This window comes from Mesorhizobium qingshengii, from assembly GCF_027563465.1.
GTDB lineage: Bacteria > Pseudomonadota > Alphaproteobacteria > Rhizobiales > Rhizobiaceae > Mesorhizobium > Mesorhizobium qingshengii_A.
This window is the reverse complement of the sequence record NZ_JAPFQA010000003.1, coordinates 121,735-144,596: the sequence shown is the minus strand read 5'-3', so window position 1 is coordinate 144,596 and position 22,862 is coordinate 121,735. Positions and strand designations below refer to the sequence as shown.

General features: G+C 65.0%; 23 protein-coding genes. 16 read left to right on the top strand and 7 right to left on the bottom strand.

The genetic code is table 11. The features are described from left to right. Positions 1-11: 11 nt before the first annotated feature. The 16 genes from OOJ09_RS09675 to OOJ09_RS09600 all read left to right on the top strand — a co-directional run bounded on the left by OOJ09_RS09675 (position 12) and on the right by OOJ09_RS09600 (position 16,413). Positions 12-1,079 (top strand): flagellin, encoded by a 1,068-nt coding sequence (locus OOJ09_RS09675; protein WP_269905003.1) that lies wholly within the window; start codon positions 12-14, stop codon positions 1,077-1,079. 128 nt (positions 1,080-1,207) lie between these two features. Next, complete coding sequence (gene fliF, locus OOJ09_RS09670; protein WP_269905002.1) at positions 1,208-2,854, top strand: flagellar basal-body MS-ring/collar protein FliF; 1,647 nt, start codon at positions 1,208-1,210, stop codon at positions 2,852-2,854. 3 nt (positions 2,855-2,857) lie between these two features. Then, positions 2,858-3,484 carry a hypothetical protein gene (locus tag OOJ09_RS09665; protein WP_269905001.1) on the top strand — a complete coding sequence of 209 codons (627 nt, stop codon included), beginning with the start codon at positions 2,858-2,860 and terminating at the stop codon, positions 3,482-3,484. Further along, a complete protein-coding gene (locus tag OOJ09_RS09660; RefSeq protein ID WP_269905000.1) occupies positions 3,481-4,875 on the top strand; it encodes a MotB family protein in 1,395 nt (464 codons plus the stop codon). Before OOJ09_RS09665 ends, OOJ09_RS09660 begins: the two co-directional genes overlap by 4 nt. Next, positions 4,872-6,254, top strand: a complete 1,383-nt coding sequence (locus OOJ09_RS09655; protein ID WP_269904999.1) for a chemotaxis protein MotC — start codon at positions 4,872-4,874, stop codon at positions 6,252-6,254. The genes OOJ09_RS09660 and OOJ09_RS09655 overlap by 4 nt, the downstream gene beginning before the upstream one ends. Beyond that, on the top strand, positions 6,251-7,642 hold the full coding sequence (locus tag OOJ09_RS09650; RefSeq protein ID WP_269904998.1) for a flagellar hook-length control protein FliK: 1,392 nt from the start codon (positions 6,251-6,253) through the stop codon (positions 7,640-7,642). The genes OOJ09_RS09655 and OOJ09_RS09650 overlap by 4 nt, the downstream gene beginning before the upstream one ends. Next, positions 7,572-8,159, top strand: a complete 588-nt coding sequence (locus OOJ09_RS09645) for a transglycosylase SLT domain-containing protein (protein WP_269904997.1) — start codon at positions 7,572-7,574, stop codon at positions 8,157-8,159. Before OOJ09_RS09650 ends, OOJ09_RS09645 begins: the two co-directional genes overlap by 71 nt. Before the next feature lie 222 nt (positions 8,160-8,381). After that, the gene (locus OOJ09_RS09640) at positions 8,382-9,050 is read left to right on the top strand and encodes a response regulator transcription factor (protein WP_019860967.1); all 669 of its coding nucleotides are present in this window, start codon (positions 8,382-8,384) and stop codon (positions 9,048-9,050) included. Positions 9,051-9,129: 79 nt separating this feature from the next. Then, the gene (locus tag OOJ09_RS09635) at positions 9,130-10,386 is read left to right on the top strand and encodes a flagellar hook protein FlgE (protein ID WP_269904996.1); all 1,257 of its coding nucleotides are present in this window, start codon (positions 9,130-9,132) and stop codon (positions 10,384-10,386) included. A 26-nt stretch (positions 10,387-10,412) separates the two neighbouring features. Beyond that, positions 10,413-11,867: a flagellar hook-associated protein FlgK gene (flgK, locus tag OOJ09_RS09630; RefSeq protein ID WP_269904995.1), complete on the top strand. Its 1,455-nt coding sequence runs from the start codon at positions 10,413-10,415 to the stop codon at positions 11,865-11,867. 3 nt (positions 11,868-11,870) lie between these two features. Then, positions 11,871-12,914 carry a flagellar hook-associated family protein gene (locus OOJ09_RS09625; RefSeq protein ID WP_269904994.1) on the top strand — a complete coding sequence of 348 codons (1,044 nt, stop codon included), beginning with the start codon at positions 11,871-11,873 and terminating at the stop codon, positions 12,912-12,914. Between the two features lie 28 nt (positions 12,915-12,942). Beyond that, entirely contained in the window at positions 12,943-13,290 is a 348-nt protein-coding gene (flaF, locus tag OOJ09_RS09620) for a flagellar biosynthesis regulator FlaF (protein ID WP_269904993.1), read from the top strand. Further along, a complete protein-coding gene (gene flbT, locus OOJ09_RS09615; RefSeq protein WP_269904992.1) occupies positions 13,287-13,730 on the top strand; it encodes a flagellar biosynthesis repressor FlbT in 444 nt (147 codons plus the stop codon). Before flaF ends, flbT begins: the two co-directional genes overlap by 4 nt. Then, positions 13,730-14,137, top strand: coding sequence for a flagellar hook assembly protein FlgD (gene flgD, locus OOJ09_RS09610; protein WP_269904991.1), 408 nt, complete (start codon positions 13,730-13,732; stop codon positions 14,135-14,137). Before flbT ends, flgD begins: the two co-directional genes overlap by 1 nt. Positions 14,138-14,150: 13 nt before the next feature. Beyond that, positions 14,151-14,417 carry a flagellar biosynthesis protein FliQ gene (gene fliQ, locus OOJ09_RS09605; protein WP_023761707.1) on the top strand — a complete coding sequence of 89 codons (267 nt, stop codon included), beginning with the start codon at positions 14,151-14,153 and terminating at the stop codon, positions 14,415-14,417. A 352-nt stretch (positions 14,418-14,769) separates the two neighbouring features. Then, entirely contained in the window at positions 14,770-16,413 is a 1,644-nt protein-coding gene (locus OOJ09_RS09600; protein ID WP_269904990.1) for an MFS transporter, read from the top strand. Positions 16,414-16,440: 27 nt separating this feature from the next. Here OOJ09_RS09600 and OOJ09_RS09595 read toward each other — a convergent pair whose 3' ends face one another. The 7 genes from OOJ09_RS09595 to OOJ09_RS09565 are packed head-to-tail and all read right to left on the bottom strand — an operon-like array spanning position 16,441 to position 22,802. Continuing rightward, entirely contained in the window at positions 16,441-16,809 is a 369-nt protein-coding gene (locus OOJ09_RS09595; RefSeq protein WP_269904989.1) for a cupin domain-containing protein, read from the bottom strand. A gap of 3 nt (positions 16,810-16,812) precedes the next feature. Beyond that, a complete protein-coding gene (locus OOJ09_RS09590; RefSeq protein WP_269904988.1) occupies positions 16,813-18,198 on the bottom strand; it encodes an NAD(P)/FAD-dependent oxidoreductase in 1,386 nt (461 codons plus the stop codon). A 24-nt stretch (positions 18,199-18,222) separates the two neighbouring features. Next, on the bottom strand, positions 18,223-19,338 hold the full coding sequence (locus tag OOJ09_RS09585) for an ABC transporter ATP-binding protein (RefSeq protein ID WP_269904987.1): 1,116 nt from the start codon (positions 19,336-19,338) through the stop codon (positions 18,223-18,225). Continuing rightward, on the bottom strand, positions 19,335-20,132 hold the full coding sequence (locus tag OOJ09_RS09580) for an ABC transporter permease (protein WP_269904986.1): 798 nt from the start codon (positions 20,130-20,132) through the stop codon (positions 19,335-19,337). The genes OOJ09_RS09585 and OOJ09_RS09580 overlap by 4 nt, the downstream gene beginning before the upstream one ends. After that, positions 20,132-21,001, bottom strand: a complete 870-nt coding sequence (locus OOJ09_RS09575; protein ID WP_269904985.1) for an ABC transporter permease — start codon at positions 20,999-21,001, stop codon at positions 20,132-20,134. The genes OOJ09_RS09580 and OOJ09_RS09575 overlap by 1 nt, the downstream gene beginning before the upstream one ends. A 25-nt stretch (positions 21,002-21,026) precedes the next feature. Next, positions 21,027-22,106: a PotD/PotF family extracellular solute-binding protein gene (locus OOJ09_RS09570; RefSeq protein ID WP_269904984.1), complete on the bottom strand. Its 1,080-nt coding sequence runs from the start codon at positions 22,104-22,106 to the stop codon at positions 21,027-21,029. Positions 22,107-22,142: 36 nt separating this feature from the next. Next, entirely contained in the window at positions 22,143-22,802 is a 660-nt protein-coding gene (locus OOJ09_RS09565; RefSeq protein ID WP_269904983.1) for a helix-turn-helix domain-containing protein, read from the bottom strand. Positions 22,803-22,862 lie beyond the last annotated feature (60 nt).

Here is a 22,862-nt window from a genome sequence, read left to right as displayed (position 1 = left end):
GAGCGAGTTTCTTGGCGAGCATTATGACAAACGCTGCGGCGTTGACCGCACTTCAAAGCCTCAACGCCACCAACAAGTCGCTCCAGCAGACACAGGCCCGGATCTCCACGGGCTACAGGGTCTCCGAAGCCTCCGACAACGCCGCCTACTGGTCGATCGCCACCACGATGCGCTCTGACAACCAGGCGCTGTCGACGGTACAGGACGCACTCGGCCTTGGCGCCTCGAAAGTCGACACCGCCTATACCGGCATGAACAATGTGCTGGATACGATCGGCAAGATCAAAACCAAGCTCCTTTCGACCGTCGGCCAGACCGATGCCGCCAAGGCAAAGACGCAGACTGAAATCACCGCGCTCCAGGCGCAGATGAAGTCTTTTGCCGATGCCGCGACCTTTTCCGGCTCGAATTTCCTGTCGGTGATATCCAAGCAGACAGCGGCCCCCAACGACGGCGTCCAAGCCGACGCCAAGATCGTCTCTTCGTTCAATCGTTCTTCGTCGGGCGCCATCTCGCTCGGAACGATCGACATCAATGTCGAAAGCACCAAGCTGTTCGATTCCGGCCTTGCCACGGACGTCAAGAATTATGGCATTCTCGATCGCCAGACGTCGGTCTATTCCACGGGAGCCGCCCAGAACCTTTATGACACCGCCTATGCGACCGCGCTCGCCGGCGGAGCCACCGACATCGCCGCCAACACCGCCGGCCAGACCGCGGCGGGAGCGGTCACCAAGATCGACAACGTCTCCGCCTACAACCTCGACATCACGGCATCCGGCGTAACCGACGACATCATCACGCAGATGATCACCAAGATCGACAACGTCATGAGCCAGCTGACCGACTCCGCCACCATCCTGGGTTCGGCAAAAAGCAGCATCGACCTGCAGAAGACCTTCACGCAGAGCCTGATGGACTCCATCGACCGCGGCGTCGGCCAGCTCGTCGATGCCGACATGAACAAGGAATCGACGCGGCTCCAGGCGCTGCAGGTGCAGCAGCAGCTCGGCATCCAGTCCTTGTCCATCGCCAACAGCTCTTCGCAGTCGATCCTGTCGCTGTTCAAGAACGGCTAGTTCCTCCCTGGCAGGGATACTCCGCTTCCGATTGACGGGCCGCGCCGCAAGCGCGGCCCGATTTCATTTTCGCACAAGCTTCGAGGGCTAGTGTTCCGGCGGACAGTCATGCTGGGAGTCGTTGAACCGTGCCGGAACAGATCCAGAGCATCATCTCGAATCTCCGCGGCTTTGGCGTGAAGCGCCTCGCCATGCTGGCGGGCATCGCCATTCTGGTGATGAGCGTCATCGGCGTCGCTTCGGTCTACCTCAACCGTCCTGCCTACGAGACGCTCTATGTCGGGCTCGATCGCGCCGACGTGAACCAGATTGGCCTGGTGCTGGGCGAGGCTGGCATCGGCTTCGACGTCGGCGCCGACGGAACCTCCGTGCTGGTGCCGGCCGGTACCACCGCGCAGGCGCGCATGCTGCTTGCCGAAAAGGGTCTGCCGACCAGCGCCAATGCCGGCTACGAACTGTTCGACAATGTCGGCTCGCTCGGCCTCACCTCCTTCATGCAGCAGATAACCCGCGTGCGCGCGCTGGAAGGCGAGATCGCCCGCACCATCCAGTCGATCGCAGGCATCAAGGCGGCACGCGTCCATATCGTCATGTCCGAACGCGCCAATTTCCGCCGCGACGAGCAGCAGCCTTCCGCATCGGTGGTCATCCGCTACGCAGGCATCGACGCCGAGAAGAGCGCCATGTCGATCCGCCATCTTGTCGCCGCCGCCGTCCCCGGCCTGTCGGCCGACAAGGTGACGGTGCTCGATTCCAATGGCAACCTGCTGGCCGCCGGCGACGATCCTTCCAACACCAGCGCAGCCCGCACGCTCGGCGTCGAGCAGACGGTCGAGGCACAGATCGGCGACAACATCCGCCGGGCGCTGACAGCCTATCTCGGTCCCGACAACTTCCGCGCCAGCGTCAAGGCCGAGGTCAACACCGACACCCGCCAGACCGAAGAAACCATTTTCGATCCGAATTCCCGCGTCGAACGCTCGGTGCAGTCGGTGCGCGCCAACGAAAACAACAACCAGAAGCAGGCCTCCACGCCGGCCAGCGTCGAGCAGAACCTGCCCGAGACACAGGCAACCGCCACCGAGGGTCCGCAATCCTCCTCGCAGAACGACCGCAAGGAAGAGATCACCAACTACGAGATCAATTCGAAGAAGATCGCCACCGTCTCCAATGGCTACACCGTCACCAAGATGTCGATTGCCGTCGTCGTCAACCAGCAGCGGCTGATGACCATTCTCGGCAAGGACGCCACGCCCGAGCAGATTGCCAAGCGCGTCGCCGACATCCAGAAGATGGTAACCTCGGCCACCGGTTTCGACGACAAGCGCGGCGACGTCATCGACGTCTCGGCGGTCGAATTCATCGACGGGCTGGATGGCGAAGCGATCCCGCAAGCTGGAATGCTCGATTCCATCGGCCAGCACGCCGGCACCTTGATCAACGCCGGCGCCTTCATTGTCGTGGTGTTCATGGTCGCCTTCTTCGGCCTGAGGCCGATGGCGGCCGCGCTGACGGCAAAGGCGACCCCGGCTCTGACAGGCCCCAATTTCGATGAAGTCCAGCGCTCGCTGCCGACGCCGGAAGCCACCGCGAACGCAGAAGGCGCTGCCGTTGGCGCCTTGCCCAGCTCACGCCCAAGTCCCGCTCCGCTCGACGATCTTCGCCAGAGGATCAGACCCGCGCCACAGGATCGGCTTGCCCGAATGGTCGACCTCAACGAGGAGCGCACCGCGCAGATCCTGCGCAAATGGGCTGCCCAGGAAGTCGCGGTGTAAACCATGCCTTCCGCTGCCCTTTTCGACCTTCTGCCCGATTTCGGCACGCGCACGCCGCGTGCCGGCCCGCCGCGGGCCGCGGTCGATCCCGAACGCAAGCCCGAGGCGCCGGCCCCGCAGGCCGATATCGGCACGCTGATCGCGGAGGCGGTTGCCCAGGCCGAAGCCGCGCTCGAGGCACGCCTGTCGACTGCTCACGCAGCGGCGCTCGAAGCCGAACGCCAGGCCAATGCCGAGGAAGCAAGGCTATTTCTCGAAAGCCTCGGCGACGATGTCGGCAAGGCGGTTTCGTCGCGCATCGATGCCATGGAGGCACGCGTGACCGGACTCGTCGCCGCCACGGTCGCCCGCATCATCGGCGGCATCGTCAGCGACGACTTGCAGAAACGCTCGCTTGAGGCACTCGCCGGCGCGATCCGCGAAGCGGTCGGCGATGCCGAAGCGGTGCGCATCGCGGTGCGCGGACCGCTCTCGCTGTTCGAGACGCTGAAGGCATCGCTCGGCCCCCGCGCCGCCAATCTCGACTTCGTCGAGACACCAGGCTTCGACCTCACCGTCGCAATCGACGAGGCGGTGTTCGAGACCCGCATGGCCGAATGGTCGACGACGCTTTCCGAGGTTCTGGCATGAGTGTCGCCGATGCCGGACACGCCCACCAGGAAATCATCATCGTGCGGCGTGGTCACGACGACCACGACGAAGCCCACCATGGCGGCGTCTGGAAGATCGCCTTCGCCGACTTCATGACCGCCATGATGTGCTTTTTCCTGGTCATGTGGCTGATCAACGCCGCCAACGAGCAGACCAAGGCAGCCGTCGCCAGCTACTTCAACCCGGTCAAGCTCGTCGACCGCAATTCGAGCCGCAAGGGCCTCGAGGATCTCGGCGACGGTCCGAACGCGATCGGCTCGACGGCCGACAACCCGCAGCAGGCGACAGCCAAGACCGGGCAGGAGGGCAGCGGCGGCGCCGGCTCGTCCGAACGCAAGCAGGACAAGCAGGAGCAGCAACAGTCGGAACGTTCCGACGAGCATCTCTTCGCCGACCCCTATGCGGTGCTTTCGGAAATCGCCACCGACACCGGCGTCATGCAGAATGTCAGCCAGAAGGGCGATGGCGGCGCGCAGGCCGCCGGCCCGGCGACGGGCGCCTCCGGCGGTGCCTCCTATCGCGATCCCTTCGAGCCGGATTTCTGGTCGCAGCAGGTCGCCGCGCCCGGCGCCGAGGCAAGCGCCCAGCGCGCCAGGATCGAGGGCGACCCGCTCAAGCCCGGCGACAAGGCCGCCGAGACGCAGGTCGCCAAGGTCAAGGCCTTGCCGCCGGCCCCGCCTATCACAAACGCACCGCTCGAGCCTCTGGCAAAGGACGGCAAGGACGCCGCCGCCACGACGATGGCCAAGGCCGGCGATACCAAGGCCAGCGATGCCAAGGCCGGCGATGTCAAGCCCGGAGACGCCAAGCCCGAAGACACCAAGGCCACGGATGCGGCCAAGGCGGACGCCGCCACAGCGCAAGAGGCCGCCAAGCCTGACGCCGCGGCGAAAGCGCCGACCGCCGCCGCCCTCAAGGCCGCGGCTGACGTCAAGCAACAGTTGGCCGATGCGTTCAAGCCCGGCGACAAGCTGCATGACGGCGTCTCGGTCGAAGCCACCGACAAGGGCGTCGTCATCTCGATCACCGACCAGCTCGACTTCGGCATGTTCGAGGTGGGCTCGGCGCTGCCGCGCCGCGAACTGGTGCTGGCGATGGAGAAGATCGGTCGCATCGTCAACGGCCAGAAGGGCACCATCAGCATCAATGGCCACACCGACGCACGGCCGTTTCGTAGCGACAGCTACGACAATTGGCGCTTGTCGACCGCGCGCGCCCATTCAGCCTACTACATGCTGGTGCGCGGCGGCGTCGACGAACGTCGCATCACCGAGGTCGCCGGCTTCGCCGACCGCCAGCCGAAGGATCCCGCCGATCCAATGGCGGCCGTGAACCGCCGCATCGAAATCCTGATGGCGACCGGCGGATGAGGCGGGCGACCGTCATCAGCCGATCAATTGGCCTGCTGCTGCTGGCCGGCGGATATCCGTCGGCGGGCTTCGCCCAGGACACGCTGCAGCCGTATCAGCTGGTGCGTTCGTTGCAACTCATCCAGGACCGTATCGCCGCCGGCGATCATGCCGCGCTGCCGATGCAGGCCAAGTTGCTTGAGATGACGGATGCGCGCCTGCGCGCGGCGGATGCCGAGGATTTCAAGAATCCAAAGAACTTTCGCGCCCTGCTTGTCTACGGCATGAGCGGCGGCAACCCGGTGACCGTCGAGGCAGCCACATCGCGCGCCACCAGCGACCCGCAGAACCTTGCCATTGCCAAAGGCGTGATAGATTACCTCAACGGCCGGCCCGGTGAGGCGATCGAAGCCTTGAAGCCGATCGATCCCATGGCGCTGCCGCCTGATCTCGGCGCCTTCCTTGCCCTGGTCAAGGGCTCGCTGCTCGCCGGCGACCAGCCGGTGGCGGCGCTCAAGCTGCTCGACGAGGCAAAACTGCTCAGCCCCGGCACGCTGGTCGAGGAAGCAGCACTTCGCCGTTCGATCGGCATTGCCGCCGCGCAAGGTGACGCGGCACATTTCGCGCTTGCCTCGACCCAGTATGTCGAGCGCTACCTCTATTCGCCCTATGCCAGTCAGTTCGCCGACTCCTTCGTCACCGGCGTCATCGCGCTGCATATGTCGATCAGCCAGGACAAGCTGGCCGACATCACCTCGATGATGGATCCGGAGCGCGAAAAGGTGATCTACCTGCGCATCGCCCGCCGTGCCGCGATCGACGGCCTGAACGACCTGTCGGCCTTCGCCTCGGCGCGGGCCGAGCAAGGGCGCGACGGCATCACCAACCAGGACGACCCGCGCGCCCTGCTCTACGCCAGCCTGTCCACCGTCACCTCCGGCACCATCGAGGACGTGCGTGCCAAGCTGGGCAAGATCGACCGCAGCAGGTTGTCGGAAGGCGACCGCGCCCTGCTTGACGCCGCCCAGGCCGTCGCCGGCGAAGTCGTCGCGCCGCCCGCCGCCCATCCCGAGGAAAACCCCGCCCCTGTAGCGGCCGGGCAACCGCCGGCTCCACAGACCGCCGCGGCGCAAGGCGCCGACGCGAGCGGACTGCCACCGGTCGAAGGCGCGATCTCGGAGCAACCTGCGGTCGCCACGGTCTCGAGCAGACCAGCAACCCATGCGCCGGACACGCCGGCTGTCGCGGCCGCACCTGCCGATGCGGCGACTGTCGTGCCGGCGTCGGCGCCATCGCCGGCGGCCAGTTCCGAACCCGCCGATCCGACCGACGCCGCCATGACCCGAACACGTCGACAGCTCGACCTGATCGACCAGATGCTTGGAGCCGCCCCAAAATGACCACCAGTCTCGGTTCGGCCTTGCCAGGATTTGCCCCCGCGCGCGCGACGCCGGAACAACCGGCTGCGAACGGCAAGACGGACGACGTGGGCTTCGGCAAGATGTTGGGCGGCGACACAGGTCCTGCCCGCCCGGAACGGCGGACGACGACGGAGGCGGGGTCGCGCGAGCAGCGCTGGGGCAAGCTCGCCGCCGGCCTTGCCGGACATGGCGGCAGCGCCGAGCCGACATCGGCCGATCCCGGAAGGATCGTGTCGGCCAAGGCGTTGGCCACAAAGGCCGCCAAGGATGCGGCGGACACCGGGTCCAGCACCGACAACGCCACTGACACCGAAGCGACGGCGGACGACACCGGCACGACACCGCTCCAGGACCATCTGCCGCTGCTGATGGCGTTTCACGACCTGCGCCATTTCTCGACATCGGCCAAGGCAGCCGATGCGAGCGAAACCGGACAGGGCCCGGCGCTCGCCGGGCAACTGCCGAAGGCTCATCCGTCGAAATCCGCTACCGGGCGCGACGACCTCGAAACCATGTCGAAACCCGAGCGGGCGTCGATCGTCGACGGGCCTTTGAGCGAGCTCGACATCCAGGATACGCGCGGCGCCGGCTCGGCCTCCGGCGCGCCGAAGCGCGACACCGCGATCGCTTCCCGTCCGCTGCCGGACGCGCCAGCGGCCGATGTGCCGGGCGTGCAGCCGAAACAGACCGCACCGGTGATGAAGACCATCGCCGACGTCCAGTCCTCGATGCGGTCCGACCCCGGAAAGCAGCCTTCGCCGGCTGGCCGCATCGATGTGGTTTCCGAGCAGAGCTTCCCAGCGCCACCCCAGACCACGATGAGCCAGGCGGCCATGAATGTCATCGGCGCCATAACCGCCGATGACGGAGCGCAGCAGGCGTTCTCGGCGTCCTCCGCGACCTCTCACCTAGCCGGCTCTGTTGCGGTTCCGACACATGTGTTGAAGATCGAACTTCACCCCGCCGAGCTCGGCATGGTGACGGCCAGCCTTCGCCTCTCCGGAGAACAACTTTCGATTGAATTGAAGCCCGAAACACACGACGCCTACCGTCGATTGTCCGCGGACAGCGAGGCGATCGTCAAGTCACTGCGCGGACTCGGTTTTGAGGTTGATAAGGTCACTATCCTGCAACCCTCGGTGGCGGTTCCGGCCGCAACCCGCACTGATGCCACTGCTTCCCTGACTGCGGCGCCGGGCCGCGACCAGTCATCCTTTCAACCCGGAAATTCAGGCGGCGGCAACAGCGGGGCCGGCGGCCAGCAACCAGGTCAGCAATCAGGGGGGAAACGCTACGATGACGCGCAGGATTACGGCCGCGGCGCTTCGCCTTCTCGCGAGCGCGCTGGCGACGATATGTTTATCTAGCGTTCCAAGCGGCGCCGCCGCCGCCACCAACCCTTGCGAGCCGGAGATCCTGCGCGCCGCCGATCGCTATGGCGTGCCCGCCGGCATTCTCTATGCCGTCGGCCTGACCGAGACCGGAAAGAAAGGCAGCCTTCAACCCAACGCATTGAATATAGAAGGAAAAGCGGTATTTCCGAGAAGCCGGACTGAAGCCCTTGCGACCTTCGCCAATGCCCAGCGCGAGGGCAAGACGCTGATCGATCTGGGCTGCATGCAGATCAACCATCACTATCACGCATCGCATTTTCGCAGCGTCGAGGACATGCTCGACCCGCGCCAGAACGTCGACTATGCGGCGCGCTTCCTGGCCAGTCTCCATGCCCGTCACGAGACGTGGTCGATGGCCGTCGCCCGCTATCATGCCGGTCCCGACAACGATCCGGCGCAGAAGGTCTATGTCTGCCGCGTCATCGCCAACATGGTCGCCACCGGGTTCGGGAAATGGACCGCCAACGCCCGCACCTTCTGCAACCCATAGGCGTATTCCCACGTCCAGGACACCAATCGCGCAGTCCTTGGTCTGCCGCTTCGACTAGGCCAAGACTTGCCTCCGCAAGCATATCTGGTTGCATGCTAATACAACCGCCGCGATTCCAGACTCCCAAGAAACTAGTTACAAGAAATGACGGTTGTTCAGGATTCTCGCCAACGGTTACGCCTCTCCCCACGGGGCAAATAATTTGATTCGGAGGCGGGGCCGATGATTGTAATCGTTGACGAGCGCGAGCTCGTAACAGAGGGATACAACTCACTTTTTGACCGCGAGGGCGTCGCCTGTGCAGGCTTCGCGCCCGGCGAGTTCGGCGAGTGGGTGAATTCGGCGGCCGACACCGATCTGCGCTCGGTCAGGGCGTTCCTCATCGGCGACTGCCGAGAGGGCGCCATCTCGCCACGGCAGATCCGCGACCGCACCGGCGCACCGGTCATTGCGCTCAGCGAGCAGCACTCCCTGGAGAACACGCTGCGGTTGTTCGAAAGTGGCGTCGACGATGTCATTCGCAAGCCCGTTCACATCCGCGAGATACTGGCCCGCATCACCGCCATCCGCCGTCGTGCCCATGAAGACGTCGCCTACACCGAGATCGGCGCCATGCGCATCTTCATGGATGGACGTGACCCGGAGATCGACGGTCAGCCATTGCCTTTGCCGCGTCGTGAACGCCGCATCCTCGAATATCTGGCAAGCAATCGCGGGCGTCGCGTCACCAAGACCCAGGTCTTCAACGCCATCTACGGCATCTTCGATGAAGAGGTCGAGGAGAACGTGGTGGAAAGCCACATCAGCAAGTTGCGCAAGAAGCTGCGCGAAAAGCTGGGCACCGACCCGATCGATTCCAAGCGCTTCCTCGGCTACCGGCTGGTCTTCTGATGCCGCGCCGCGCCAGCCTCGCGCAAGAAAAGCCGCGTAGCCTCCCAGCCAGTGGCATGGACATAGCGGAGACGTTTCGATGAGCCTCTACGGAATGATGCGGACCGGCGTTTCCGGCATGAATGCACAGGCAAATCGGCTGTCGACGACAGCCGACAACATCGCCAATTCCGACACCACCGGCTACAAGCGGTCCTCCGCCGAATTTTCGACGCTGGTCATGCCGTCCACGGGCGGCGCGTATAATTCCGGCGGCGTCACCACCACCATCCGTCAGGCGGTCAGTGATCCGGGCGTGCTTCAATACACGACCTCGGTTTCCGACCTTGCCGTCAGCGGCGATGGGTTCTTTGTCGTCCAGGATCCCAGCGGCACGCCGTTCCTGACCCGTGCCGGCGCCTTCGTTCCCGATGCGCAGGGCAGGCTGGTCAACGCGGCCGGCTTCCAGCTGATGGCCTACAGCTACGCCAATGGCGTACCGGCGGCGACGGTGAACGGCTTCGACGGACTGGTCCCGGTCGTCGTCTCAGACCAGGGAATGACGGCGACGCCGAGCACACAGGGCAGCTATACCGGCAACCTGTCGGCTGGTGCCACGCCGGTCGCAGCCGCCAACCTGCCCTCCACCAACTCGGCAGGCGCGCAATACACCTCTAAGTCCTCGATGGTCGCCTACGACAATCTCGGCAACAAGAAGCTGCTCGACGTCTATTTCACCAACACCGGCGCCGGCACCTGGCAGGTGTCGGTCTTCGATCAGTCGACTGCCACGGCTGGAACATCGTTCCCCTACACCGGCGGTGCGCTGGGCACGGCCAACCTCACCTTCGACACCACCACCGGCAAGCTGACCGGCGCGATCACCGGCGTTTCCTTTACCGTGCCGAACGGCGCCAGCCTCAATCTCGATCTGTCCAAGCTGACCCAGCTCGGCACCGGCTTCACGGTTTCCGACGCCCAGGTCAACGGCAACGCGCCGAGCACCATCGACAAGGTCCAGATCAGCAAGGACGGCACCATCTACGCACAGTACAAGGACGGCTCCACCAAGCCGCTCTACAAGATTCCGCTGGCCGACGTGCAGAGCCCGGACCAGCTCAAGGCCCTTCCCGGCAATGTCTACGCGCAGGGCACTGAATCCGGCGCGGTCCGCGTCGGCTTTGCCAATGAAGGCAAGCTCGGCTCCATCATCTCCGGCGCGCTCGAGAATTCCAACGTCGATATCGCCGAGGAACTGACCAACATGATCGCGGCGCAGCGCAGCTACACCGCCAATTCGAAAGTCTTCCAGACCGGTTCCGACCTGATGGACGTCCTCGTCAACCTGAAGAGATAACCGGGCGCCGCCCGTGAAAGACCAGCATGTCGCTTTCCTCCGCACTGAGCATCGCCCAATCGGCGCTTATGAATACCGCGCGGCAGACCAGCATCGTCACGCGCAATGTCTCGGACGCCTCCAATCCGGACTATGCGCGCCGCATCGCCGTCGTCACCAGCACGGCGCCCGGCGCGCGTTCGGTCGATATCCAGCGCGTCGCCAACGACCTGCTCTCCCGGCAGAATCTCGGCGCCTTGTCGGCGTATAGCGGCCAGAACGCGCTCTTCAGCGGCATGGATCAGCTGGACGTTTCGGTCAATGGCGTCGACAACGCCTCCTCGCCCTCGACCGCCATCGCCAATCTGCAGCAGGCGCTGCAGCTCTACGCCACCTCGCCGTCCAACCAGAATCTCGGCTCCAGCGTCATCGACGCGGCCAAGCAGGTCGTGCGCTCCCTGAATGAGGGCTCCCAGGCCATTCAGACTTTCCGCACCCAGACCGACGGCCAGATCGACACGGCGGTCAAAGACCTCAACTCGCTGCTCAACCAGTTCCAGGACGCCAACCAGGCGGTCATTTCCGGAACCCGTTCCGGCACCGACGTTTCCGATGCGCTCGACCAGCGCGACGCGCTGCTGAAGAAGATCGCGGACTATGTTCCGGTCTCGACCTTCACGCGCGGCGACAACGACATGGTCATCACCACGGGTGACGGCACCATGCTGTTCGAGACGATACCGCGCACGGTGAGCTTCACGCCATCGGCCGGCTATGCCGCCGGAGCCGCAGGCAACACCGTCTATATCGACAACGTGCCGGTCTCGGCGGGAACCGGCGGCAACACCAGCGCCAGCGGCAAGCTTGCCGGCCTGCTGCAACTGCGCGACGGCGTCGCCTCGACCATGCAGAGCCAGCTCGACGAGACCGCGCGCGGCCTGATCACGGCCTTTGCCGAGACCGCGCCTTCGATGCCCAGCGCCGCCGGTCTGTTCACCTGGTCCGGCGCGCCGGCCGTGCCGGCCGCGGGCACGCTGGTCAACGGTCTGGCCGCCTCCATCCGCATCAATGCGGCGATGGATCCGAGCGCTGGCGGCAACCCGACCTTGCTGCGAGACGGCGGCGCCAACGGTGCGGCCTATGTCGCCAACACCAGCGGCGGCGCATCCTATTCCAGCCTCCTGGTTGCCTATGGCGACCGGCTCGACCAGCCGATGACGTTCGATCCCGCCGCCGGAATATCGGCAACGTCCAGCGTTTCCGACTACGCCGCCAATTCGATCGGCTGGCTCCAGGGCATGCGCCAGCAGGCCTCCACCGCCGCCGATGCCAAGCAGGCGCTGGCACAGCGCAGCGCCGAGGCCCTGTCCAATGCGACCGGCGTCAATGTCGATCAGGAGATGTCGCTGATGCTCGACCTCGAACACACCTATCAGGCGTCGGCCCGGATGATGAAAACAATCGACGACATGATGACGGCCTTGTTGAGCGCGGTGGGATAAGCCATGACTTCAGTCTCCTCGGCCGCCCTCTCCAACGCCATGCGCTATCAGCAGATGCGCATGCAGGCCGACCTCGTCAAGGCCACGAAAGAGTCCTCGACCGGCAAGGTCGCCGATGTCGGGCTGGCGCTGGGCGGGCGCACGGCCCAGTCCGTCACCTTCTCGCGCGATCTCGACCGGCTCAACGTCATCATCGATTCCAACGGGCTGGTCGCCGCCCGGCTCTCGTCGACGCAAACCTCGCTCAGCCAGCTCTCCAGCGTCGCTCAAAGCTTCCTGTCCAGCCTGACCACCGCGACGTCGGGCGATTCTTCCGACAGCCTCACCCAATCGACCGGCAAGACGACTATCCAGCAGCTTGGCTCGATCCTCAACACCAGCGTCAACGGCGAATATCTGTTCGCCGGCACCAACACCGACGTCAAGCCGATCAACGATTTCACGGCGGCCGGCTCACCCGCCAAGGCCGCCTTCGACGCCTCCTTCGTTTCCCATTTCGGTTTCACGCCCACTGACCCGGCTGCGACCAACATCACCGCCGCCCAGATGGACGACTACATCACCAACGACGTCGCGCCGCAGTTCCTCGGCTCTGGCTGGCAGACCAACTGGTCGAATGCCACCGACCAGCAGATCGTCAGCCGCATCGCGCTCAACGAAACCACCCCGACCTCGACCAGCGCCAACAGCGACGGCATCCGCAAGCTCGCAATGGCGGCCGCCATGGTCTCCACCCTGATGACCAGCAACATCAGCCAGGCGGCGAAGGACACCATCATCGGCCGCTCACAGTCCCTTGTCGGCGAGGCGCTGAGCGGCATCGGCCAGGTTCAGTCCGAGACCGGCATCGTCCAGAAGCGGGTGTCCGACGCCAGCGACCGCATGAAGACGCAGGTCGACCTGTTCGAACGGCACATCCTCGATCTCGAAGCCGTCGACCCGGCCGAAGCCGCGACCCGGGTCGCGAACCTGACCCAGCATATCGAGACGTCTTTCGCGCTGACCGCACGGCTGCAGCAGCTCAGCCTGCTTAAGTACCTGACCTGATACCTCACAACGGAACGGTAGCCCCCCGATGTACCAATTCTCCTACGCCGACATCCAGAGCAACTCCGTTGCCGACGCGAAGGACCGTGAGCGGCAGCTCCTGAGCCGTTCGATCGACATGCTGGCGGCGGCGGCGGCCGTTGGCCGCGACTCGATGGAAGCAATCGAGGCGCTGCATTTCACCAACCGTGTCTGGACTGCCTTCGTCGAGGATCTCGGCTCCAGCGACAACGCCTTGCCCAAGGAATTGCGCGCCAACCTCATCTCCATCGGCCTGTGGCTGCTGCGCGAGACCGAGGATATCCGCCAGGGCCGCACCAACAATTTCGAAGGGCTGATCGAGGTGTCCCAGATTATCCGGGACGGCATTCAATGACCAACACACTGAAGATATCACTGAAGCCGAACGAGAAGATCTACATCAACGGCGCCGTCATACGCGTCGACCGCAAGGTCACCATCGAATTGATGAACGACGTGCAATTCCTGCTCGAGAGCCATGTGATACAGGCCGACGACGCCTCGACGCCACTCAAGCAGCTGTATTTCATCCTGCAGGTCATGCTGATCAATCCGACCGGCGCGGCCGAGGCGCGCGACATGTTCAGGCGTTCGCTGCCGCTGCTGCTGGTAAGCTTCGAGGACGCCCAGATCTGTGCCGCGCTCAAACAGATCGACCGCATGGTCAGCGAGGATCACATCTACGAAGCGCTGAAGGCGATCCGATCGCTCTATCCGCTCGAACGCCGCGCGCTTGGCGGCAATGACGATGTTCCGGGTGCCACGCGCCCGCTGGCTGTGGGAGCACGATACTGATGAACGTGGACATGACGACGACGATCCCGACCGGCGCCAACCAGGCCAGCCAGCAGACCTCCAAGACCGCGGTCGACTACCAGTCCTTCCTGAAGCTCCTGATCGCCGAGATGAAGAATCAGGATCCGACCAAGCCGATGGACTCGACGCAGTATGTCGCACAGCTCGCGACCTTCTCGCAGGTCGAGCAATCGGTGCAGACCAACACAAAGCTCGAACAGATCATGCAGTCGTCGGCGCTGTCGCAGGCCGACGCGATTATCGGCCGCTCGATCACGTCGGCCGACGGCAAGACCACCGGAACAGTGGCTTCGGTGACGCTCGCCAGCAGCGGACTGATCGCGGTGCTGCAGGACGGCACTCAGGTCCCCGTCGGCGCCGGCGTGTCGATCAAGCCGGCAAGCTAGGCCAACCTCCCACATGAACGAGGCCGACGCTCTCGACATCGTTCAGTACGCGGTGTGGACGGTGCTCACCGCGTCCGCCCCGGTGGTGCTGGTCGCCATGGTCGTCGGCATCGGCATCGCCCTCATCCAGGCGCTGACGCAGGTCCAGGAGATCACCTTGACCTTCGTGCCGAAGATCGTCGCCATCATGCTTGTGGTGGCGTTGACCGGACCTTTCATCGGCAGCCAGATATCGGCCTTCACCAACGTCATCTTCGAGCGCATCCAGAACGGGTTCTGAGCAATCAGGATAGGTGCGGCGGCTTTCCGTCCGCAATCGCGTGAAAGCAGCCGCCCGCTGGCGGGCAACGGGTTCGGTCGGATTGCGTCCATGCCGGCAAGGCGGTCGCCGGCTGATCTCACCGCATGTGCATCGATGTCTTGCGCACGCGCCATGCCGCGGTCGGTGACGCACGCTGTTCACGCATGCCCCTTGGCCGGAGATAAGCGCGTGGACCGCAGCTATCCCATTGTTGGACCATGATCCTTTTTTGAAAGGCGTTCGCCCTTTGCGGTGCGATGCCCTACTTTCGGCGAATGATCTTAGCAAACGGATCATCTGACGAATCCGTACGACATGACAGGAACCCCCGATGATTGACGAAAAGCCGGAAAGCGAGGGCGCCTCGGCGCTGGCGCCCTTCCGGCATGGCATTTTTCGCGCCGTATGGGCCGCAAGTCTTGTCTCGAATTTCGGCGGCTTGATCCAGGGCGTCGGCGCGGCCTGGATGATGACCACGATCGCCACCTCGTCCTACCAGGTGGCTCTGGTCCAGGCCTCGACCACCTTGCCGATCATGCTGTTTGCGCTCGTCGCCGGTGCCATCGCCGACAGTTTCGACCGGCGCAAGGTGATGCTGGTCGCCCAGACCTTCATGCTGGTCGTTTCGGTGCTCCTGACCCTGTTCACCTATTCTGGCCTGATCACACCGTGGACGCTGCTTGCCTTCACCTTCCTGATCGACAGCGGCACGGCGCTGAACAGCCCGTCATGGCAGGCCTCGGTCGGCGACATCGTTCCCCGCAACAAGGTGCCGGCCGCCGTCGCGCTCAATTCGATGGGCTTCAACCTGACCCGCAGCGTCGGCCCGGCGATCGGCGGCATCATCGTCGCGGCGGCCGGTGCGGCGGCGGCCTTCGCGGCCAACGCCGTGAGTTATATCGGCCTGATCGTCGTGCTGGCGCGCTGGAAGCCGGACGTGCCGGTATCAACCTTGCCGCGCGAATCGCTGGGGGCTGCCATGGGCGCCGGCCTGCGATATGTCGCCATGTCGCCCAACATCGGCAAGGTGCTGGTCAGGGGCGCCGCCTTCGGCTTCAGCGCCGGCGCGGTGCTGGCGCTGCTGCCGCTGGTGGCGCGCGACGTGGTCAAGGGCGACGCCCTCACCTACGGCATCATGCTTGGCGCCTTCGGCATCGGCGCCGTCGGCGGCGCGCTGATCAGCGTGCGGCTGCGCCAACTGCTGTCCAGCGAGACGATGGTGCGCTCGGCCTTCGCCGGCTTCGCCGTCTGCGCCTTCAATGCCGCCGTCAGCCACCATGCCTGGCAGACGTCGCTTGGCCTGCTTGTCGGCGGCGCCTGCTGGGTGATCGCCCTTTCGCATTTCAACGTCACGGTGCAGATGGCGACGCCGCGCTGGGTGGTCGGCCGGGTGCTGTCGGTCTATCAGACCGCGACCTTCGGCGGCATCGCGCTCGGCAGCTGGATCTGGGGCGTCGTCGCCGACGCGCATGGCGCCGAGACCGCACTGATCGCGGCCAGCATCGCCATGCTGGCCGGCGGCGCCATCGGCTTGCTGTTGCCGCTGCCGCAACAGCAGGTGCTCAACCTCGACCCGCTCAACCGCTTCAAGGAACCGCACCTGGCACTCGACCTGAAGCCGCGCAGCGGCCCCATCGCCATCATGATCGAATACATCATCCGCGATGAGGACGTGCCGGAGTTCCTCGCCACCATGGCTGAACGTGGCCGCATCCGCCGCCGTGACGGCGCCCGCAACTGGACGCTGGCGCGCGACCTTGAAAACCCGGCGATCTGGATCGAGCATTACCACACGCCGACCTGGCTCGAATATGTGCGCCACAATGGACGCATCACCCATGCCGACGCTGTCGTGGGCGAGCGCTTGCGGGCCTTGCACAGCGGCGACGAGCCGCCCCGCGTGCGCCGCACGATCGAACGCCCGACGACCGCCGGCACGACTCTCGTCATGGCCAGGGGACCGATCGAGCACTGATTTCGGTACGGCGCTGACGCCTGTCGATCACCCCGCCGACTGGATCATGTAGAGCTTGCGCGTGGTCTCCCGGATCCGCCATTCGCCCTTCCATCCCTGCGGCAGCACGAGAAGGTCGCCTGGCCCCAGCTCACGCGCCTCGCCGTCGGCGCGGCTCACCTCCACCCGTCCGGAAATGATGTGGCAAATTTCCGATGAATCCGACCGGTCGGCGGTGAAGCGACCGGGCGTGCACTCCCAGATACCGATATCGACGGTACCGTCCGGTGACTGGAAAAGCGAGCGCGCCGCTTCGACCTGATCTCCCTCGATGGAAGTGGGCTTGGGTGAGAACGCGCCGATGTCGGCCTTGGCGAGATCGTGGAAGGTCGAAAGATCGATCAAATTGGACTCCATGGATCAGTGACCGGTAATGCTGTCGGCGAGCGCGGCCAGTCTCGACGTATGCGCAAGCCCGGCGGCTTCGCGTCCGTCAGCGATGCGATAAAGCTGGTACATCGAATGCACGCCAAGCCAGCGGAACGGCTCCGGCTCCCATGGCCTGACCTTGCGGTTGACCCAGGGCAGCTTCGTCAGCTCCGTCTGCTGGCCGAGGATCAGGTCGGCCAGCGTGCGCCCCGAAAGATTGGAGCTCGACACGCCAAGTCCGACATAGCCGCCGGCCCAGCCGATACGGGTGGCGGGATCGAGGCCAACGGTCGTGCACCAGTCGCGCGGCACGCCGAGCACACCACACCAGGCGTGCTCGATGCGGCAGTTCGCCGTCTGCGGCAGCAGCGTCGTCAGGATCTGATGCAGCTGGTCGATCGTGGCCTGCTGCGTCTGCCCATTGATGTCGGTGCGCGAGCCATAGCGATAGGGCACGCCGCGCCCGCCCATGGTGATGCGTCCCTCGCGCGTGCGCTGGGCATAGCAATAGGCGTGGGCGGCGTTGCCGAGAAGCTCGTGCCCTTCCCAGCCGATCTGGCGCCAAAGCGCCTCCGACAGCGGCTCGGTCACGATCTGCGCGCTGTTGAGCGCCAGCCAGGTCCGTTCCTCGCCGGGAATGCCTGCAGTAAAACCCTCCGTCGCGCGGATGACGGTCTCCGCCCGCACCGTGCCGCGGTCGGTCGTCACGGTGCCCTTGGCGATGGACGTCACCGTCGTCTGTTCGTAGATCGGCACGCCCAGGCGCTCGACGGCGGCGGCAAGCCCGCGCACCAGCTTGGCCGGCTGCACCCGCGCCTGGCCATGGACGACGAAGCCGCCCATGACATTGCGCACATTGATGCGCGCCCGCGTCGCCGCTTGATCCAGCATCTCGACGCGGTCCGGATCGACGTCCCAGGCGCGGATCGTTTCGCATTCCTCGCGCGCGCGTTCGAGCTGCGCCGGGTTGGTGGCCACCGTCAGATTGTCGACGCGACGGATATCGGCATCGATCCCTTCCGCGCTCGCCACCCGGATCACCTCGTCGACGCAGCCCGCCATGGCCGCCTGCATGGCGCTCACCCCTTGCCGGGTCGAGGTCTTGAGATATTTTTCGCGCGACCAGGAGAAGCCCCCCGACAGCCAGCCGCCATTGCGGCCCGAAGCGCCGAAACCGGCAAACTCGCGCTCGATCAGCACGACGCGCAGCGACGGCCTGGCCTTCTTCAGATAATAGGCGGTCCACAGCCCGGTATAGCCGGCGCCGACGATCGCGACATCGGCCTCGATATCGCCGGGCAAGGGCGGCCGGGGCGTGGGAACCCCGCCCAGATCCGCATACCAGAACGATATGTCGCCGTTGCGTTTGGCTTGCATGGGATGACTTTCAGGTTGATTGGATCAGGTCAGCGTCGCGTCGGCCGTGCTGTCATCGGCCAGAAGCTTGGCATCGGCACCGTCGAAGCAAAGCTCCACCTCCTCGCCTAGGCCAAAACTCTCACCGGTCAGCGGCGAGCGCACGATCGCCGTGGAGCCGTCGGCGAGCCTGACTTCATATTTCGATCCCGACCCGAGATAGATGGCTTCCGCGATCGTCCCCGGCAGCCGGTTGGTGGTGCCCGCCGCGCTCTGGCCGGGCCGGCGGATGGCAAGCTTTTCCGGGCGCAGCAGCATGACCGGACGGGCTTCGCCCGCCATCCGCCGCGGCGCTGTCACCGTCTCGCCGGCGATGCGCAGCGCCGTGCTTGCGCCATCGCTTCGCGCCTCGCCGCGCAGCACCGTGGAATCGCCGATGAAGCGGCCGACGAACAGCGTCGTCGGTTCGTCGTAGAGTTCGCGGCCGGTGCCGACCTGCTCGATCCGCCCGCGGTTGAACACGGCGATGCGGTCCGACAGGACCAGCGCCTCCTCCTGGTCGTGCGTCACATAGACGAAGGTGGTGCCGAGCTCGCGATGGATGCGCTTGATCTCGAGCTGCAGCCATTCGCGCAGCTTCTTGTCGAGCGCGCCGAGCGGCTCGTCCATCAAAAGCAGCGGCGGATCGAAGACTATGGCGCGGGCCAGCGCCACGCGCTGCTGCTGGCCGCCCGACAGCTCGCTGGGATAGCGATGCGCGAAGTCGCCCATCTTGACCATGTCCAGCGCTCTTGCCACGCGCGCTTTTCGTTCCGCCGTGCCGACGCCACGCAGCGTCAGCGGATAGGCGACGTTGCGGCCGACGCTCATATGCGGGAAAAGCGCGTAGTGCTGGAAGACAACGCCGATGTTGCGCTTGTGCGCCGGCACGCCGACCACGTTCTTGCCGCCGACCAGCAGCTTGCCACTGGTCACGTCGGTAAAGCCGGCCACGACGTTCAGCGTCGTGGTCTTGCCGGAACCGCTCGGGCCAAGCAGCGTCATGAACTCGCCGGGCTCGATCCGCAGCGAAACGCCATCCAGCGCATTGAAGCCGCCATAGGCCTTGCTGATCGATTCGAGATCGATCGCCGCGCCCTTGCTCTCCTGTCCCGGCTTCATGGGCGTCCCTTCCGCTCGCGGCCAAGAAGAAGCATGCCGCCGCCGATCAGGATCGTGGTGGCGAAAAGCAGGATCGTTCCGACGGCGGCAACCGTCGGGTCGGCGTCGCGGGTGATGGAGGAGAATATCTGCACGGGCAAGGTCTTGAGATAGGGGTTGGCGATGAACAGCGACACGACGATCTCGTCGAAGGAGGTGGCGAAGGCAAAGAGCAGGCCGGACAGCATGCCTGGCAGGATCAGCGGCAGCGTCACCGTGCGAAACGCGGTCAGCGCTCCCGCGCCGAGGCTTGCCGCCGCCGTCTCGAGGCGCCTGTCGAACACTTCGAGGCTGGCGGAAACCGCGATCAGCACGAAGGGAAGTGCAAGGATGGTGTGGGCAAGCACGAAGCCCAGCATCGTGCCGACGAGATGGGTGTCGAGATAGACGGCGTAGATGCCGATGGCCAGCACCACGCCCGGCACCACCATCGGCGTCAGCATCAGCATCCGCAACAGGCTGGCCGGCCCTGCCTTCATGCGATCGAGGCCGAAGGCCGCCAGCGTGCCAAGCACCGTCGCCAGCACCGCCACCACCGAGGCGACCTTCAGCGAGTTGAGGAAGCTCGACGACCAGTCCGGATTGGTGAAGAAGTTCTGGTACCACTGCCAGGAGAAGCCTTGCGGCGGGAAGGCGAGCGACTTGTTCTCGTTGAACGACATCGGCACCACGACCAGCGTCGGCGCGACAAGCCATATCGCCACCAGCAGGCAGACGAGGCCGAGGATCACGCGGGTGAGCGGCTTCATCTCCATCAGCTTCGTCCTGCTTCCCGGTACCGCGAGCGCATCACGGGTGCCGCGAGCGCCAGAAGCACAAACGTGGTGACGAGCAGCACCACGCCCATGGCGCCGCCGCGGCCCCATTGCAGCAGGCTGAGCACCTGGGTCTGCACCAGCGTCGACAGCATGGTCGAGCGCGGCCCGCCGAGCAGCGCCGGCGTGATGTAGAAGCCCAGCGCCAGGATGAACACGATGATCGCGCCGGCATAGACGCCGGGCAGCGACAGCGGCAGGTAGACGGTAAAGAACGCACGCGAAGGTCGCGCACCCAGGCTTTGCGCAGCCCGCATCAGCCTGAGGTCGATGCCCTTCATCACCGAATAGAGCGGCAGGATCATGAAGGGCAGAAGCACTTGCGCCATGCCGATCACCACCCCGGTCTGGGTGCGGATCAGCCGGATGCCGTCAAAACCGGCCGCGCGCAACAGCGAATTGATGACGCCCGAATCCTGCAAAAGAATCACCCAGGAGAGCGTGCGCACGACGCCGCTTACCCAGAACGGGATGAGCACGCAGAGCACCAGGACGAGCCGCACGCGCGGCCCGACGGCGGTCATCAGATAGGCGTAGGGATAAGCGCAGATCACGCAGACGATCGTCACCCACGCCGAGATGGTGAAAGTGCGCTGTAGCACCGTGAGATTGATGGGCGCACCGAAGAACCAGACGTAGTTCTGCGCGCCCCACTGCGGTTCCGACAGGCTGCGCAGCACGATGGTGAGCAGCGGATAACCTATCACCGCGGCAAGCAACACCAGCGCCGGCAGCGTGAGCGCGAACGGCCGCCATGCCCATCCGGCCCGTTTCGGGGCGGATGGCGTCGTCGGTTCGTGCGCGCTCACGGGCCTTGCCTTCTTGGTCAGCCGGTCAGTTGCCGGCCATCAGCGCCGACCACTTCTCCTGCGCCGCCGCGAAGTTCGGGACCCAGAACTTGAAGTTCTGCTTGTAGCCCTGCTTCTGGCGGTCCGGAGTATTGGTCAGGAAGGCGGCAACGGAAGCGTCGACCTTGGGCTGCGCGTCGCTGTTGATCGGCGTATAGGACGTCTGCTCCGCCAGGACCTCCTGGGCATGCTTGCCGAGATAGGCATTGAGCAGCGCGTAGGACGCGTCCGTGTCCTTCACGCCGACCGGGATCGTCATCTGGTCCATCACCACCAGCCAATCCTGCCAGGCGGGCGCATATTTGGCGCCGTTCTTGACCGCGGTCATGGCGCGGCCGGTCCACATCATCAGCATATCGGCTTCGCCGGATTCGGCGAGCTGCTGCGATTCGGCACCCGTCTTCCAGAAAATCGTGTCGGGGCCGAGCTTGCGGACCACGTCGATGGCCTTGTCGATATCGGCCACCGTCATCGCCTTCGGGTCGCCGCCGGTGACCTTGAGCGCCTGTTCGAGCAGGCCGCCGGTCGGGCTGCCGGAGCCGTCGATTCCGCGCACGCCCGGGAACTTTGCCGTGTCGAAGAAGTCGGCCCAGCTCTTGGGCGGATTATCCTTGTACTTCTCGGTGTTGTACATCAGCACGACGCCGTAGTTCATCGCCGGCACCGAGCATTCGCCGACCTGACCTTCCGGGATTTTCGAGACGTCGAGCTTCGTCAGATCCAGCTTCTGGAACAGCTTGCCGCAATAGACGTAAGGCGGCAGGTCGTCGGTATCGACAACGTCCCAGGTGACGTTGCCGGACTCGACCTGCGCCTGCAGCTTGGCGATCTCGGTCGGGCCATCATTGAGCAGCTTGACGCCGGACTTGTCGACGAATTCCTTCAGCGCGGCCGCCTGGCCGTCCTGGTAGATGCCGCCATAGGAAACGAGCGTCAGGGTCTTGCCCTTGAGCGAGCCTTCCTTCACCTCGCCCGCCACCGGCTTGTCCTGCGCAAAGGCCGCGCCGGCCACAACGCCAAGCGCCAGAATGGCGCCAAGGCCTGCAAATCTCGATTTAAACTTCACACTAACTCTCCCATTCATGCCCGCGTTTTGATCGGACTACCTGGCCGCGAGCGGTTTCCAGGCCGTATATTGTTCGAGTTCGGCGCGCGCCGAGGTCGGCGGCGCGATGATCCACATCACTTCGGCTCGGCCACTGCCGATGTTCTCTGAGCGATGCGGTGTCGACGTCGTGTATTCGATGCTGTCGCCCTCCTCGAGCACGTGGCGCGCCTCGCCGAGCGAGACCTCGACGATCCCGCGCAGCACGACGAGCATCTCGTGCGCATCGCCATGAGTGTAGCGATCGGGCCCGGTCGAGCCGCCAATGTCGAATTCCCCGACATAGACTTCCATGTCGCTCAGCGGCGGGCGCGACAACAGCATCTTGCGGCAGCCGTCGCTGGGCGGCAGGCTCGGCCGCTCGCTTCGTCTCAGAACGCCATGGTTTTGCGCCGCGCTTTCCTCGAACAACATGGCGACGCTGACGCCAAGCGCCGAAGCCATCTGGTTGAGCGATGCGGTGCTGGCCCCGGTCAGGCCGCGTTCGAGCTGGCTGATGAAACTGGCGCTGGTTCCAGTCGCCTCCGCAAGCTCCCGCAATGACAGCCTGCGGGCGAGGCGAAGGCTCTTGAGGCGCATGCCCAGCACTTCATGTGCACGGGTCGCGGCGGGCGCGTTGCCCGTCTTTACCGAAGCCGCGCCAGAGGCCTTGCGCATGCTGTCTCCTCGCTTCACTTAACAATCTGTACAGTACCACTGCACAACTGGCAAGCCACG